Origin of the sequence: Ruminococcus sp., from assembly GCF_019423705.1 — a bacterium.
In the GTDB taxonomy this organism is placed as follows: Bacteria; Bacillota; Clostridia; order Oscillospirales; family Ruminococcaceae; genus Hominimerdicola.
On the sequence record NZ_JAHZAX010000007.1, the window covers coordinates 61,472 to 78,697 of the forward strand.

General features: G+C 47.2%; 10 protein-coding genes and 1 other RNA gene. 5 read left to right on the forward strand and 6 right to left on the reverse strand.

All coding sequences use genetic code 11. The features are described from left to right. Positions 1–106 precede the first annotated feature (106 nt). Positions 107–1,273, forward strand: a complete 1,167-nt coding sequence (locus QZ371_RS07140; protein ID WP_295211102.1) for a cation diffusion facilitator family transporter — start codon at positions 107–109, stop codon at positions 1,271–1,273. Between the two features lie 162 nt (positions 1,274–1,435). On the opposite strand, the gene QZ371_RS07145 is transcribed toward QZ371_RS07140, so the two are convergent. The 6 genes from QZ371_RS07145 to QZ371_RS07170 form a co-directional block, all read right to left on the reverse strand. Next, complete coding sequence (locus QZ371_RS07145; protein ID WP_295211103.1) at positions 1,436–3,403, reverse strand: cellulase family glycosylhydrolase; 1,968 nt, start codon at positions 3,401–3,403, stop codon at positions 1,436–1,438. A 101-nt stretch (positions 3,404–3,504) separates the two neighbouring features. Next, positions 3,505–5,673, reverse strand: a complete 2,169-nt coding sequence (locus QZ371_RS07150) for a bifunctional diguanylate cyclase/phosphodiesterase (RefSeq protein ID WP_295211105.1) — start codon at positions 5,671–5,673, stop codon at positions 3,505–3,507. A gap of 204 nt (positions 5,674–5,877) precedes the next feature. Next, positions 5,878–6,223: RNase P RNA component class A (gene rnpB / locus QZ371_RS07155), an RNA gene on the reverse strand. A 218-nt stretch (positions 6,224–6,441) separates the two neighbouring features. Next, a complete protein-coding gene (locus QZ371_RS07160; RefSeq protein ID WP_295211108.1) occupies positions 6,442–7,623 on the reverse strand; it encodes a Ger(x)C family spore germination C-terminal domain-containing protein in 1,182 nt (393 codons plus the stop codon). Then, complete coding sequence (locus QZ371_RS07165; RefSeq protein ID WP_295211110.1) at positions 7,607–8,692, reverse strand: GerAB/ArcD/ProY family transporter; 1,086 nt, start codon at positions 8,690–8,692, stop codon at positions 7,607–7,609. The genes QZ371_RS07160 and QZ371_RS07165 overlap by 17 nt, the downstream gene beginning before the upstream one ends. 240 nt (positions 8,693–8,932) lie before the next feature. Beyond that, positions 8,933–10,414, reverse strand: coding sequence for a spore germination protein (locus tag QZ371_RS07170; RefSeq protein WP_295211111.1), 1,482 nt, complete (start codon positions 10,412–10,414; stop codon positions 8,933–8,935). A 229-nt stretch (positions 10,415–10,643) separates the two neighbouring features. Between QZ371_RS07170 and QZ371_RS07175 the strand changes: the two genes are divergently transcribed. From QZ371_RS07175 to QZ371_RS07190, 4 genes are all read left to right on the forward strand, one after another. Next, positions 10,644–11,336, forward strand: a complete 693-nt coding sequence (locus QZ371_RS07175; RefSeq protein WP_295211113.1) for a DUF421 domain-containing protein — start codon at positions 10,644–10,646, stop codon at positions 11,334–11,336. Next, a complete protein-coding gene (locus QZ371_RS07180; protein WP_295211115.1) occupies positions 11,333–11,707 on the forward strand; it encodes a DUF4363 family protein in 375 nt (124 codons plus the stop codon). The genes QZ371_RS07175 and QZ371_RS07180 overlap by 4 nt, the downstream gene beginning before the upstream one ends. Positions 11,708–11,981: 274 nt before the next feature. Beyond that, positions 11,982–14,033 carry a zinc ribbon domain-containing protein gene (locus QZ371_RS07185; RefSeq protein ID WP_295211116.1) on the forward strand — a complete coding sequence of 684 codons (2,052 nt, stop codon included), beginning with the start codon at positions 11,982–11,984 and terminating at the stop codon, positions 14,031–14,033. A gap of 217 nt (positions 14,034–14,250) precedes the next feature. Continuing rightward, on the forward strand, positions 14,251–17,184 hold the full coding sequence (locus QZ371_RS07190; RefSeq protein WP_295211118.1) for a fibronectin type III domain-containing protein: 2,934 nt from the start codon (positions 14,251–14,253) through the stop codon (positions 17,182–17,184). The last annotated feature ends 42 nt before the right edge of the window (positions 17,185–17,226 follow it).

The following is a 17,226-nucleotide window of genomic DNA, read 5'->3' on the forward strand; positions in this document are numbered from 1 at the left end:
TTCGACAAGGCTTACAACAATTTGCGTCCTCGACGTCCCACTTTTGTCGGACTTTTTCAACAAGCTGCAAGTTTACCTAAGTAAACTTTATGCGAAGGAGATATCTATGACAAAACTTCTTATCAAACTATTTATAAAGGACAGCGACAATGTGGGCGACAGCAGTGTGCGTCAGAAATATGGCTACCTTGGCTCTTGCACGGGCATTGCGCTCAATATACTGCTTTTTGTGGGAAAACTCATCGCAGGGCTTATTTCGGGTGCGATATCCGTTATGGCGGACGCTTTCAACAACCTTTCGGACGCCGGCTCATCGGTTATGTCGCTGGTGGGATTTAAAATGGCGGCAAAGGCGGCTGACGAGGATCACCCTTTCGGACATGGACGAATGGAATACATATCGGGACTTGTGATATCTTTTATCGTAATGCTTATGGGCGTGGAACTTGGAAAATCTTCGGTATCGAAAATTTTCGCCGGGGAAAAGCTGGCGTTCTCTAAGCTCACTTTGGGGATACTCATATGCTCTGTGGCGGTGAAGCTTTGGATGGGCTGGTTTTACAAGAGCCTTGGAAATAAGATCAATTCGACGGCGCTTCGTGCTTCGGCGGCTGACAGCCTTTCCGACTGTGCGGCGACGGGAGCGGTAATAATCGCAATGCTCATCTCATCGCTGACTGGTGTGAATATTGACGGATATGTAGGTGTGCTGGTGGCTGTGTTCATATTCTGGTCGGGATTCAACACCTGTCGTGACAGCGTATCGCCTTTGCTGGGTTCAAAGCCTGACAAGGAGTTTGTGCAGGAGATAATCGACACGGCGATGAGCTATCCGAACATAATCGGCATACACGATCTGCTTGTACACGATTATGGTGTTGGCAATTCTGTGATATCATTTCACGCAGAAGTGCCATGCGAAATGAATTTTATGGCGGCGCACGAGCTTATCGACTCTGTTGAGGAAGATATGAAAAAGAAATACAAGTGTGCGGTGTCGATACATATGGATCCTGTTGCGGACAATGACGAGGAGACCAACGCTGCAAAGCAGGTAGCAATTGAAGTGGCAAAGTCCATTGACGAGCGTTTGAGCATACACGATTTCAGAATGACGAAGGGTGAAAACAGGGCGAATCTCATTTTTGACCTTGTTATCCCATTTGATTTTTGTTTATCGGACGATGAAGTCATTGACAAGGTATCACGCCGCTTATCAGAATTTGACAGCAGATACAACGCTGTAATTAATGTTGATAAAGGTTCTTTTTAGTTCGCATAGGGCTGGACTGTGGGTCGGGTACGACTCAGCCCGAGGAATGAAGGTATCGCCGTTGGCGATGATTTTTTTGTTGCGAACTCCGTTCGCTTAGACCTCTCTGTTGCCCACTGCATAAAAAAAGAGCGAAACTTTTTAAGCTTCGCTCTTTGCTTTTTATAAGCCCTTGGCTTTCTTTAGTGTGATACCATTATCACCTAGCGGTATGGCGTGGTCAAGCCCAACGAATTTGCCGTTTTCCTGCCATAGAACTTCCTTGACGAACTTGTATTTTTCTTCGTCCCAGGTGACAAAATCGTCTAGGACAAGTCCGCCTGTATCGCCCGAATTGGCGTTGAAGCACCAGAATGTGTGGTTGACGTGGTTGTCCTTTATAAGCTTGCGCATATAGGTCATCCAAGTGAGGTTCGGTTCGGTCATAAAGCCGCCCCATTCGCCGATGAGAAGCGGTGCGATGTTCTGATCTTGAATATAGAACCAGTTGTCCTTCCAGCAGTCTTTCATAAGGCTTTGGTAGGTGTAATTTCCTTGGAACCAAGGCTGTTCATATACTGTCGGGCCGTAATCGTGTGGCGAATATACCAGCTTATCCTGATATTTGCCAAGGTCGATAGGATGATCCTTCACGCCACGGAGATTTCCGCCCCACCAGTTGAAGTAATAGTCATCGCTGTTCTGCGACGAATAATCGCCATTTTTCTTGATATTCTTCGGGTAAATTTCCGTGCCCTCTACCATTATAAGGACGTTCGGGTTCTTGGCAAGGACTTTCTTTGCGGCGGTCTCGGCAACGTATTTCCAGTTGTTTGCGCTCTTTGAATCGTTCCATATCGCTGCGCTCGAGCCTTCATTTGGCTTGCCGTGAGGTTCGTTTTTAAGGTCGTATGCGATGATAGTGTCGTTATCTTTGTATCTTTCTGCCATCCATTCAAGTGCGCTGTAATAATCATTGACTGTTACCTTGTCGGTATACCAAAGATTTACTGTATGGCCGCTGGCATTCGTCTCGGCGGAATGGATATCGGGCATAACTTTCAAGCCGTTTTCCTCTGCAAGTTTGAGGAAGTAATCGAAGATCTCCAGGTTGTTCATTGCGTTGAGCTCTTCATTATAGGCGTTGTTATAATTTGCCTGCGGATATTCGCCGTCAGCCCATTGATTTATAAGCTCTGCCGACATAGGCACTCTTATGAGATTGAAGCCGTGGTCTGCGATAGCTTCAACAGAGGGCTTGAGTTCGCTGTTCCAAAGGCCGTCAAAAGTGTTTGTGCCTGTGTTATAGCCGAACCAGTTTACGCCTGTTATCCAAACTTCCTTGCCGTCCTTATCAAGTATTTTGCTGCCGTCTGTGTGGAGCCAGTCGTCGCCCTGTTTGGCTTTGGAAGTCCTTTTCAGCAGGTCTTTGACGTCCGCTGAGGTGGTCTTTTTATCGTTGTTTTGATTATTCTGATTATTATTGTTATTGTTCTGCGATACCTTGCCCTTTTTGACCGTGCAGTCAACGCCGTTGAGCTTTGCGGACTTGACGTTGAGCTTGACCCCTGTGCCGATATTGCAGCCGATAGAGGTCGAGCCGCCAACAGCGATCTCGCCGTTGTAGTCAACGTTCGTGATCGTGAGGGTGTTGCCCTTGGTCTTGTAATTGCCATTCCAGCCCTCGCAGGATTTTAGTTGGTCGATCTCCAACTCAAGCTTCCATTCCTTGATAGCGGCTTCGGAATTGTTTTCAATGCCGATCTCCATACCTGTCATGATCTTGTCGCCGTCCTGCCAAGTATTGTCGCCGGAATAGGATATGATGAAGCCTTTTTCCTTTTTGTCCGTGTCGTCTGAATCGGAACTTTCGTCAGCCTCGCTTTCGTCCTCGGAGCTGTCCTCGTCGGTATCGGAGCTATCTTCGTCAGAGCTTTCGTCGGTCTTGCTGTCATCCGCCTGTGAAGCGCTTTGGCTTTTATCAGCCTTTGAAGAGCTTTCGCCCTTGCCGCCGCTTGAAGTCGCCACGGCGATAAGTGCGATCATAAGCCCGATTATGACAGCGCCCATTGCGGCTATCGCCACGATAAGCTTCTTGCTGCCGCCTTTCTTAGGGCTTTGCTGTTGGATATCTTTGTTTTCTTCGTTCATAAACTTTCCCCTTTTTGATTTTTTGTGAGACAGAATATTCTGTCGCTTAGTAAAACAATACCGCACAAATGGCTGTGCGGTATTGCAAAATTGCGAATTTTTTACTGTTCTTTTTTTACAAGCACGCTGCTGTTGTTAAGAAACATTTCCTCGAATTTGTCGGAAGGCATTGGCCTGCCGAAATAATAGCCCTGAATAACGTCAGTATCAAGACCCTTTAGGATATCGAACTGTATCTGCTCCTCAACGCCCTCTGCGCAGACTGCGATATTAAGGTCGTGAGAGAGGTTGACTATCATCTTGACGAACACCGCTGTGCTCGGGTTGTTGGCGATATCGTCGATAAAGGACTTGTCGATCTTGATAGTATTGAGTGGCATTTCCTTTATGCAGTTAAGCGACGAATAGCCCGTGCCGAAATCGTCAAGTGCGATCTTAACGCCCTTGTCGGTGATACTTCTCAGCAGCTCTTTCATCTTGTTCATATCGTTGATAGCAAGGCTTTCAGTTACCTCAAAGCATATCTTATCCGGCGGCGCTCCCGTTTCCTTGAAGAGCTTATCCACCTTTTCAAGAAAGTCCGGCTCGATGAGCTGGCCGACGGAGAGATTGATGTTCACTCTTATATCAAGGCCTTGCTCAGCCCATTTTCTGCATTGTGTGCCTGCTATTCTGATTATATTCTCGCCCAAGAGATTTATGTAGCCCAGCTTTTCAGCCATTGGAATAAACTCTGACGGCGGAACTTGGCCATACTCGGGCGGGTTCCATCTCATAAGAGCTTCGCAGCCCACAAGCTTTTTGTCTGCGCTGCTGAATATCGGCTGATAATATGCGTTGAAATGGGCAAAGTTGTTTGTGATATCCTTGTGCATAAGTCTTTCAAGGTCTATCTGTCTTGTAAGTATCCTGCCAATAGTTTCGTTATAGTTTATTATGCAGTTCTTGCCGTGCTTTTTGGCGTAATAGATCGCAAGGTCGATACGCTTTAGGACTGTATTGACCGTATCATCGGGCTTCGGGAACTTTGCAAGTCCGATCGAGCAGGTGCAGTAGCAAGTGCTGTTTGCGATCTGCCATTCGGTGTTGAACTTTTTATGTATGGTGTTGCAGATATCGTCAACAAATTCCTGATCCTGGCTTCTTATAAGTATGACAACTTCGTCGCCGCCGAAACGGAAAACGCTGAGCTCTTTGTGGACCTTTTGAAGCTCAAGGAAAAACTGTCCGATATCTTTAAGCAGTCTGTCGCCGTTGTTATGGCCGTAGCTGTCGTTTATGTTCTTGAAGTTATCGAGATCGAGAAAGATTATCTCGCTGTCCTGCTCGGAGTCGATAATGCTTTGGATATTCTTGTCAAGGCTAAGTCTGTTGGGCAGACCCGTAAGGCCATCAAAGAACACCTGCTTTTCGATAACACGCTCGTACTCGATCTTATCGGAGATATCGTTGAGGGTGCAAAGCTTTATCATTCTGCCGTCGTGCCATTTGATTATCTTTTCGGACACATCGAGCCACTTATCCATTGCTTCGGAATAATAATCGCCGTTGAAAAGCTCGCCATTCTCAAGCTGGGTGTTATCATACCACGCCTTGCTGAAAACGTCACGACCCTTTTTGCCCACAAGCTCCTGTCCGAAAAACTTTTCAAGCCTTTTGCTTGCGAATACGATCTCATCGGTATCTGTTGTGAGGGCGATAACGTATGAATTCATATTGTCCATAACGTCTGCAAGAGTTCTCGAAGTATTCTCTGCGTGGGTAGAAGCACGCTGGGCGTGGAGCATACCCGAAAGTATGTATGTAAGCTGCGAAACGAGAGCTATCTCATCATCACGCCACACTCTTTCCTTATCTGAGCAGAGCAGATTGAAAAATGCAACGTTTACATTTGAGTCCCTGACTGCACAAGTGAGGGAGCAGGGGTACTTCACGCCGCTGAGAATAAAGGTCTCATTATCCGGAATAGGGTGCTCCTTATCGGCGATATGAATGCCCTTATCCATAAGAATAGGCCGCACGTCGGTGTAAACAGCGCCGCTTTTTTCTTTATCAAATTCAAATATTCTGTATGTCTTTGCCTCGGCTATCCATTCATAGCTGAGGGGAGTGGCGTTTTTATAACCCGATACCGTCAGCGTGGCAGCCTGAACTGACATAGCGCTGCAAATGCTTTCAAGAAAATCACGGCAGACTTCCTCAAACTTTTCGGTGCTTTCGAGAATTTTCAGAAAACTGCTCAAGGTGTTTTCGTTGACTGACAGAGCCATATTTCACCATATCCTTTCGCTAGAGTAAATTACATCAGTTACATTATAACACAATCGCCGTAAAATCACAAGAGCTAATCTTGATTTTTGGTTAGTTTGTATATTTAGCGAGCGTAAATCTGTACAAATAAGCAAATTAAATTTTCGTTGTAAAATATAAAAAAGCTCACTTAATTGGATCGTGAAAAAAGCAATTAAGTGAGCGGCGTGATCTGACCGATAAGCCGAGTTTTGTCGTGTGCGATAATCTATCTAGGCTGTACGTTGCCGCACAGCTCGAGCCACCTATGGCCCCAAGTCTGACGAGCAGCCATTGACTTGCAGACCACCATTGGTGTTGCATCGGATAAGGTTTACATAGCGACGGCGTCTCCGCCGCCCTGGTGAGCTCTTACCTCGCCTTTCCACCCTTACCGAAAAATTCGGCGGTATATCTCTGTTGCACTAGCTCTAAGGTCGCCCTCGGCTGATGTTATCAGCTACCCTGCTCTATGATGCTCGGACTTTCCTCATAAACATTGAACGTTCACGCTATCGCATAGTCTGGTCACGGGTAGTATTATAGCACACTTTGTCCTTTTTGTCAAACAATAGGCGCAAGCTAAGTGAGGAATGAGGAGTGAGGAATGAGGAATGAAGGTATTGCCTAGCGGCAATGATTTTTTTGGGGCGGCTTCGCCGCTATCGCTGGGTTCTTAACAATGTTGATTAGAATGACAAAGTTCGGTGGTATGTCAATAATTCCTCACTCCTCACTTAACTGCGTTCCTATTCCACCCGACAGTTTATCGCAAGCTCCAAGTCTGTAGAGCGCCAAATCTCTTCGAGCTTGTCCTTGTATTCAAGATACCCCTGCGGATATTTGTGGCGAAGCTGCTTCCATATGCCGAAAATGTCGGTCTCGTTTGCGATGATAGTCTTATTCCAGGCGGCGGTGATGTTTTCCGTTAGCTGGGCTTTGACCGCCTTTGATATCTCGTCTGACAGCCTTTCGCTGCGGATATCCTTTGAGGCGTGGGCGAGGACGGTGAGCTTTACCTTATATATAAGCCTGCCGTTTTCGTTTTCGAGAGTTATCTTTTTGCCGTCGTCGGAAAGCTTTATGTCAACGTCCTTGCCGTCGATATTTGTCACCATATCGAACTGCTTCGCCTTGCCCATAAGCCAAGCTGAGCCTGCGGCTTCCTCTCGGTTGAGGGTATCATTTTGCACCCTGCCGTTTTTCACAAGGGCGGTCTGACTTATTTCAAGGAGGGGTTCTTGCTGCTCGGCGGCGGAGTTTTCGGCGCTGCCTGCTTCGGAATTCTTGACGGACAGCACGGGCATTGCGACATATTGCGGTGAATTAATGCAGGAAAGGAAGTCTATCAGCCGACATTCAAGGGTTATGCCGTTGCGCACGCCCATTTTTATGACTTGTGTGAAGTTCTCCGAGGACATTGTGCCCCTTGTCAGCTGGACGTTCATAAGCTCTTCGGCGGTGGTGTCGGATAGGCAAAGCTCAACGCCGAGAAATACGTTTTTGTCCTTTATTGCGAATGAGAAAAGCCCCTCGGGGTTGGAAAAATCGACAGTTTTGCCGAAACATATTAGCTGAAGGTGGCCTAAAAAGACTTCCTTTCCAAGCTGATACTGACAGTCGTCGATGGCTTCCTTGACGGTCTTGCCTTGGCAGGTGACAGTTTGGATATTTGACTGGCTCACGTCAAGGGGTGTGTCAGAGCCCATACTTTGGGTCTTGAACACTTGCAGGGAGACTGTATACTCGCTGCCGTCAAAGTCAATGCCCATTGCGTGGACGAGGACACGCTGTTCTATCGCTACTTGATTTCCGAAAGAGGATAAAAGCAGCGTGACTGCGGCGATGAGAAGCACCGCTGTTATTTGAAGTCTGCGCTTTTTTCTGCTGCTGTTGATATTGCTATTGTTATTATTATCCTGCGCTTTCATTTTCGATTTTTGCACGCTCCTTTCTGCGTTTGTTTGAGAGCATTATCATCACAAGGGGGATAAGTCCCGAAAGTATCACCGCAGGCAGGGGGCTGAAATTTGAATATGCGATGATCTCCCATTTGTGGGGGATAAGCCAGAAAAGTGAAGCCGCCGCAGGTATCAATGCGGATATTATCACGGCGGGGACGAAATTCACTTTCGGGGAGATATATTTCACGCACCTGCCTGTGCAATGGAGATAAAGCCCCAGCTTATAGACTGAAAGCATTACCCAAAGCGCCATTATTGCGGCGTCGTAACGCTCTATAATGGCAGTTCGTGAATATGCCGCAAGGGCAAAGAATGGCAGCTTTGCAAGAAGGGTGTAATCCCCCAATATCATTGTGATGAAGCCTAAAATAAGCTCGATGAGGATAAGGCGTGTGAGCAAAAAGCAGACGGAGGTCTTTGTGACGCTGCCCTTGACGGAGGGGAGCAGAAAGACCAGCACCGCAAGATAGGAATTTCTCGCAAGCTCGCTGACGGCGGAGCGCCACACACCTGCAGCGAAATTGTCCTCTGCGGTGTGAAAGCTCACGAGAGAGAAATTTTCCACGGAGCTTATCACAAGGGTCGCTGTGAAGATGAGAAACAGGGCAAAAAGCACCGTGCCCGTCTTGCCGATAACGCCGATATTCGCCCTGCCGATATAAATTGCGCAGGCCGCCACGCTTATGACTGTCATGATCCTCGGGATATAATCGGAGAAATAATAGTCCATAAAATATGTGAAAGTGCCTATCATATAAAAGGACACCAGCAGGAAATATACTACATAAAGCGCCGTCACCCCAAGCCCCAGCGGCCGTGAACGGCTGAGGGCAAGGGAGCAGGGGTCGTCATTTGGGAAGCGCTTGTGAAAGACTATCATAATAATGATAAGGACAGCCTGAAAGGCGGTGGATATCACCGCACCAAGCATAAGCTGCAAGGCGTTCGAGGCGTTGTCGGGGAGAAATGTCATAAGCGAAAAAGCTCTTGTGCAGATAAGCAGAGAAAAGAGCTGTAATGGGGTCAGCTTTTTCAATTTTGTCCCTCCTGTTTTTAGTGTTTGGTTCGGGTATTGTGGGGTAGCACACGGAAAACGGGCGAACGCTGTTCGCTCCTACAATGCCAACGCATTTACGCCAATTGTAGGGGAAAATTGTTGTTCGACAAGGCTCACGACAATTTGAGCCCTCGACGTCCCGTTTGTTTTGGACTTTTTCAACAAGCTGCAGGCGACCACAGGTCGCCCCTACATTTATCTGTTGCAATTGGAAGCGTTTTAGCTCTCACGATATTCGTCAAAGCCCGGGGTAGTGTTTTCATAGGACTTGAAGCTGCGGCGTGAGATTATATCTTTAATGCCTTTCGGGAAAAATGGCGTCACGGGGGCGGTGTAGGATATGGCGAAATCGTCCATTGAGTTTATGTTCACCATAAGCAGGACTGTGCACAAGGCAATGCCGTAAAGCCCAGCCGTGCCGCCGATAAGGATATAAACAAGCCGCAGGATAGTGGTCTGCTGATTAAGGCTCGGGATAACGAATGACGAGGTCGTTGTTATTCCCACGACGATAAGTAGCGGTGCGGAGACAAGTCCGCTTTTTACCGCAGCGTCGCCGATGATAAGTCCGCCAACGATAGAAACTGCACTGCCAACGGCTTTTGGCAGCCGCACGCCTGCTTCTTTCATAATCTCAAACATTACCATAAGCACGAAAACTTCCACCGTCAGGGGATATGGCGTTGATTCCTCAGAGACGGTGAGGTTTAATAGCAGCTTGAGCGTAAAGACCTCGGGGTGGAAATTCGCCAAAGCCACATACAGCCCCGGAAAGGCAACGGCGAGAAAAAATGCGATATATTTCAGCCAGCGCATAAAGGTGACGTAATAAGGCTTCTCGGCGTAATCGTCCATTGTCTGGAAATTCTCCGCAAAGAGCGAGGGACAGATAAGACAAAAAGGCGTGCCGTCAACAAGAATACATATCCTGCCTTGATCAAGGCGTGTGCAGATCATATCGGGGCGCTCAGAATATGCCATTTGCGAGAACACCGACGAGCCAAAGCTTTCGTCGATGAAAGGCTCTATATAACCGCTGGTGAGGATAGTGTCAAGCTTTATGCTTTGAAGCTGTTTGCGGATAGTATCAACGGCTTCGGAGCTTGCCCTGTCGCAAAGGTACATTATGCACACGTCCGTTGAGGAAAGCTTGCCAACTTGCAGCATTTCAAAGCGCAGAGCAGGCGTTTTCATTCGGCGGCGAACAAGGGATAGATTGGTTCGGATAGTTTCCGTGAAAGCGTCCTGTGCGCATCTAATGGTCTGCTCGCTTTCGGGAGTTGATACCGAGCGCTTGTCATAGCCCTGTATGCCGTAAACAACGGCTTTTTGTATCCCTTGGACGAATATGACTGCAAAGCCCGAGAATAGATACTGGACGACTTCGCCGTAATCAAAGACGGTCTTTCGCTCTGCCGCAAGTATGCTCTCTTGGGTCAAAAAGCGGAAAACGCCGTCCTTGCCGATGTCGGGGCTTGTCCGTGAAAGTTCCATAAGCGGGCGGAAAATAAGCTCCGCCATTGCGTCTGTGGAGGTCATAGCTTCTATTGTCACAACGGAACATTCCACCTCGCCCACCTTTATTTGCAGGATATTGAGATCCATCGTGTTTCCCATAATTGTGCGCAGGTCGGTCATTGCGCCGTTTATATCAGCGCTTATTTTTGCGCCTTTATAGTTTCTGTGATCGGGTGAGTGCATTGTTTTGTTCCTTTCATAATTTTATAGATGATATTGCCGACAAACAGGAGAGCAACGGGCGAACGCTGTTCGCCCCTACCAAATCGTTACACGGACATATCAAGTAATTATCATAATTTCATAAGTTATTAGTTATTATCGTCATAATTTGCTGGAATATTCCAAAGATGTGCGGCGAATAATAGATGTTGAAAAAATCAAAATAATATTTCCGACAGGAGATGAAAAAATGCTGATAGTTTTCTTCCGTGCCATAATACTTTATATACTCATCGTAATAAGCATAAGGCTTATGGGCAAGCGGCAGATAGGGGAGCTCCAGCCCTCGGAGCTTGTTATAACCCTGCTGCTTTCAAATATCGCAACGCTGCCTATCGAGGATATCACGATACCAATGGCAATGGGCATTGTGCCTATCTTTACGTTGGTGTGCCTTGATGTGATACTTTCACATTGCTCGCTTAAATTTCGTGGGCTGAGAAAAATTATGTGCGGTTCGCCTAAGATAGTCATATCGGGTGGAAAGATAGATCAGAATCAGCTAAGAGACCTGCGGTTCTCGGCGGACGATCTTATGGAGTCCCTTAGAAGTATGGGCATATTCGATATTGAGGAGGTGCAGCTTGCTGTTGTGGAGACAACGGGCAAGATATCGGTCTATCAAAAGGCTGAGTATCGTCCTGTGACCAATGGAGCAATGCACGTCAAGGACTCTCAGGGCGACCCGCCTCAGCTTGTTATAGACAACGGCAAGGTCATAGGCTCGGCGCTGAAAAGTGTTGGCAGAGATCGAAAGTGGCTCGAACAGAAGCTTGGCGAAAAGGATATGAAGCTTTGTGACGTTTATATCTGCACCGCCGACCCGTCGGGCAAGGTGACTGTTATCGGCAAAGATAAGCGTGGAAAGGGGAGAGGAAAATGAAAAGGCTTGCGGCGTGTATAACCATACTTGCGGTGATAGCGGCGGCTTCGGTGTTCTCGCTGTTTTCTATCGGCAGGGCGAATGAGCGGCTGCTTGGGCTTATCGACGAGACCGCCGAAAGCTATCGCACCGACAGAAAGAGCACCCCTGCAAAGCTTGATGAGCTTGAAGAGTGCTGGAAAGATTATTATGTGAAGATATCATATATCGCACAGTCCTGCACATTGGACGACATATCATATTCAGTGGCAAAGCTGCCTGCGCTGCTTGAAAAGGACGCAGAGGAATTTCTTTCTGAGTGCGAATCGGTCAGCGCTTGGGTGAGAAAAGTTTACGACAGCCAGTTCCCACATTTGTATTCCGTGTTTTAGTTAACAAAGTTCAAAGGGTTAGTTATTTGATTTTACTATGTAAAAAGTCATATGGGACAGGGTGCAAATTGTACAAATATACAAAAATGCACCTTTTTAAGCGGTTTGCCGTGGGTTTTTCTTGACTTTTTTGTGCTTTTGGTTTATACTTTTTATGAAGCAAAATAATGTTTTTAATTTATATTCTGTTACGATGAGATTAATATCAACATTGTTTTGTATAGGCAGCACCCTTTGGCGGCGTTGCCTAATTGAAGTATAACGGAGGTATATAATGAACACTATCAAGTTTTGCTCGAAGTGCGGCGCTTCAATAGGTCCTGAAGAGAAGTTCTGCGGCGGCTGCGGTGCGTCTGTTGCTCAGATGGAGGCAGAGGCTGCGGCACAGGCCGGTCAGAACGCTGCGGCTGCACAGGCTCCTGTTCAGCAGGCACAGCCGAAAGTACAGTATAATGCACAGCAGGCTTACGAGAACCCGCAGAATATGGCAGCTCCACAGGCGGCAGCGGCAGCAAAGCCTAATCCCCTTACAAAGCTTACAGATTGGGTAAAGAACAACAAGAAGATATCGCTTATCATCGCTGCGGCGCTGGTGGTCGTTATCGTTGCTATCATCATTATCTGCAATATCCTTAAATATCAGGTCATCGACGCAAAGGATCTTTTCAAGATCGAGTTCAAGGGCGTTGACGGCTGCGGTATCGTTGAGGCTGAGCTCAACTGCTATGACGAGGACGAATACGCTTATGCAAACGCTTCATCTGTCCTCAAGGACAACGGCATCGACACGGGCGATCTTTTTGACGATTACGGAAGCGATGATGACGAGGACAAGGTATCAAAGTATTTCGCACTTGACAAAAAGACCCTTACAAAGGCTTTTGACAAGGCTGACGATTTCGCCGAGGCAAAGCAGATGAGAAACGCTCTTCTCAAGCAGAACAAGGACGGCGAATACAAGATCAAGATCAAGGCAAAGGACAACAAGAACCTCAAGAACGGCGACAAGGTAAAGTTCACCGTTACATATAACGAGGATACCCTCAAGTCAAAGAACATCAAGCTCAAGAACACAGAGTTTGAGATGACTGTAAAGGATCTTGAAAAGGGAGAGGAGATCGACTTCTTCAAGGGAATCGACGTTTCATTCACAGGTTTTGACGGCCACGGCGCTGCAAATATATCAGAGAATACAGACGGCTATCCATTCATTTACTATGATTACAGCTATGACAACAACCTTTCAAACGGCGATAAGTTCCCTGTAACAGCTGTCCTCAGCGTTTACAGCGATATGCACGAGAGCGGAGATATGACTTGGTTCGAGTATGACGACAAGTATTATACTTACAAGACTGCCGACGTTAAGGACAAGAAGGTAACAAAGGACTTCACCGTTGAAGGACTTAAAGAGACTTCTGAAGTTGATCCTTTCGAGGGTATCAAGTTTGAGTGCAGAGGCGGCGTTCCGTTCGTAAAGCCTTACGCTGTTAAGGAAGATTCTATCCCGGACGTTCTCAAGGACAACGTTTATTACACAGTTGAGTGCGACGATTATATCGGCGTTGGCGGCAAGTTCAAGGTAACTTGCAAGGCTTATTCGTCACTTGCGGAGAATGGCGTTACCCTCAAGGGCAAGACTGAAACAGACAGCTGGGGCGATACAGTTTGCACAACAGAGATCACAGTTGACGATACTTTCCCTGCATATGTAACTTCTGACAACGGCGAAGCTGCAATGGAGAATTACAGAACTGTTATCGAGGACAAGATACAGGAACTCAGAAAAGATATCAAGGGCAGTTCAGCACCTTGGGGCACAGATTTCGACGGCAAGGTAACATCTATCGAGTCATTCGACAAGGTGGATACTTATGTACAGTTCACAAAGAAGCAGAATTATGACAGCTGGAACGACACAAACAAGATCATTGAGCTTTACAAGGTAACAGTGAAGACTGACGACAAAAAGACAAAGACAGCTACATTCTACGCTGCTATCTATTGCTCGAACATCGTGTTCGACGGCGAGAATTACACAGAAGAGCCGGGCTTCTCTAGCAAGTATTACAATGACGAGAAGGCTTTCAAGGAAGATATGGTTGATATCGAAGGCTACACAGTAACAAAGGCCGGCGCTGCTGCGACAGACGATAAGAAGGACGATTCTTCTTCAAAGGCTGAAACAACAGCAATAACTACTACAACAACTGCTGCCGACAAGACAGCAAAGGACGATTCAGCAGCAAGCAAGGACTCTGAGACGACCACAACTACAACTACTAAGAAGGCTTCCGAGACAACAACTACAACTCTTGTTCCATAAGTTTTGGGGCGTTAAGATAGTTTGATATGAAAAAAGCCGCAGGCGTAAAAGTCTGCGGCTTTTTTGTGCGAAAAATTCGCAGATACGGGGAAAAGCTGTTGACAGATATGCGTAAATGTGGTATATTTATCGTGTAGAATTTAATTGAATGTTTACTGTTTTGTTATATTATTTCTTAATTTTTTTGAGTTTCTAAGGTTTTTAAGGAGGGAAGACTATGAAGAAGCGTGTCCTTTCGGCGGTGCTTGCGGTGCTGATGACTTTCGGTGCGGCGGTCGTGCCTGTGGGAAATGAGCTTGCGGAAAATGTCAGCCTGGGGGCTTTTGCCCTTGACGAGGACGGAATGAACGAAATGTTCGTCCGCAGCGGCGATTGGGAGGTCAGAGAGTATCTTGACGAGAACCAAGACCCATATCTTTACATAACGGCTTATTATGGCGAGGACGAGCACATTGCCGTGCCGAGCGAGCTTGACGGCAAGCCTATCAAGGGCATTGCTGCCTGTGCATTCGCTCAGAAAATCTACAAGGACGAGTCACGGCACGATCATTATTATCTTGCCAACAAGACTGCGCTTTCCGTGTCTATCCCAAAGTCGGTGGAGAGCATTGACCCAAGAGCATTTGAGTTGTGTGAAAAGCTTGAAAGCCTTGACATTGCGGCGGAAAACGAGAGCTACGCATACATCGACGGCATAATATTCTCAAAGGATATGAAAAAGCTTTTTATGGCGTTTGACAAAAATATCACCTCGGCGGAGATTCCTTCGACTGTTGAGGAGATATGCGAGGGCGCATTTGAGGGCTGTCAGAAGCTTGAAGTTATGAACCTTCCCGACAGCGTAAAGACCATCGGCGGCGGAGCTTTCAAGGACTGCACGGCGCTTAAAAATGTTGTTATCGGCGAGGGCGTGAAAAAGCTTGACAGAAGTATGTTCGCAGGCTGCAAGGATATCGAAAGCGTTGTGCTCGGCGAGGGCCTTGAAGAGATCGGAAGCTGCACATTTGCGGATATGCGAAAGCTTAAATATGTTGAGATACCTCAGTCGGTGACGGCTATCGGCGAGCGTGCTTTCGGCTTTGTCATCGAGTATGGCGAGGACAAATATGACTATGATTATTTCTATGCGGAGGATTTTACTCTTGGCGTTTACAAGGACACTGAGGGCGAGGCTTACGCAAAGCGCAGCGAGCTTGCTTATGATATCATAAAGGCTGACAGCAAGGTGGATATTGCCGACTGCAAGGTGGAGCTTGACGAATACGGCGCTGTTTATAACGGCGGCGAGTTCTGTCCGCAGGTTACTGTTACCGATAATTCGGACGATACCGAAGGAGAGAAAGTTCTCAAGCAGTACAAAGACTATATCGTGGAATATTATAACAATATAAATGCAGGCAACGGCTATGTGCTTGTAAATGGCATTGGAAAATACACAGGCAGAGCTGAGGTCAACTTTACTATCTCAAAGAAAGAGATAACCGAGGTTGAGCTTTCTCAGGACAGCTATATTTTTGACGGCACGGCAAAGACCCCAGACGTTGTTGTCAGAGACGGCGAGAAAGTTCTTGAAAAGGACAAGGACTATATGCTTGTGTACTCAAACAATGTCAATATCGGCACGGCAGTGGTTACTGTTGTGGGCAGCGGAAATTACACAGGCGTTGTGACAAAGCTTTTCGCTATCACCGCAGTACAGCTTCCGCAGCCGCAGCTTGAAAAGGACAGTTTCACATACAGCGGCGAGGCTATCAAGCCGAAAGTTACAGTCAAGGATGGAGAAACTGAGCTCACAGAGGGCGAAGATTTCGAGGTCTCATATACCGACAACAAAAATGCAGGCGTTGCAACGGCTGTTGTTGTGGGCAAGGGCGGATACAGCGGCACTTACATTTTGAATTTCACAATAAATGCCAAGCAGATACCAGCGCCGGGTCTTGAAAAGACAAGCTATGTTTACGACGGCACGGCGAAAAAGCCCTCCGCTGAGGTAAAGGACGGAGACAAAGTCCTCACCGAGGGCGTTGATTACACGCTGAGCTATTCATCGAACACCAATGCAGGCAAGGGCAGGGTGACTGTATCGGGCAAGGGCAATTACAAGGGCACAGCCACGACAGAGTTCACCATTGAGGGCAGAAAGCTTTCAAACGCAGTATTGCTCGAGACGCAGTTTATTTATGACGGCAAGGCAAAGACCCCGAAGGTAACAGTAACAGACGGCAACAAGACCCTTATGGAGGGTGCGGCATACACACTTTCATACAGCAAGAACAAGAATGTTGGCACAGGCGAGGTAACGATCAAGGGCATAGGCAATTACACAGGCTCATTGAAAAAGACCTTTACGATCCTGCCTGCAAAACAGACTGTTCAGAAGCTTGAGACGAGATACAGAGGTTTCTTTGTTGACTGGGCGCAGAAGGGCTCAGCCACAGGATACGAGATACAATACGGCACAAGCGCAGCATTCAAGGGCGCAAGCAGTTTCAAGCTTATGCAGAACAAGCCTGACACCTGCACTATCGGCGGACTTGTGGCAGGAAAGAAGTATTATGTAAGGGTTCGTTCCTACACAGTAGTTGGCGGAAAGACATATTATGGTGCTTGGTCGGACACAAAGAACATCACAACGGCGAAGTACAATTTCGCTTCATCGGTGGTGACGGGCATTTCCAACAAGGCATACACAGGCAAGGCTATCACACAGAACATTACGGTTAAGTACGGCGGAAAGGCACTTAAAAACGGCACAGACTACACCGTTACATACACGGCAAACAAGGCCATTGGCACGGCGACGATAAAGCTTGTAGGCAAGGGTGTGTACGGCGGCGTTATCACAAAGACCTTCAAGATTAACCCTGCAAAGCAGGCGATACAGAAGCTCACGGCACGCAGCAGAGGTTTCTTTATCGACTGGGCGCAGAAGGGTTCGGCGACTGGTTACGAGATACAATACTCATTGAGTTCAAAGTTCACGCCGATTATGAAGGCGACTGTCACGAACAACAAGCAGGACAAGCTTACCATCACGGGTCTGGCTTCTGCGAAGAAGTATTATGTTCGTGTACGTTCCTACACCAATGTTGGCGGAGTGAAGTATTACGGAGCTTGGTCGGCTGTGAAGAGTGTGACGACGCTCAAGTGAGGAGTTAGGAGTGAGGAGTGAGGAATTACTGGCGGTTGCCGA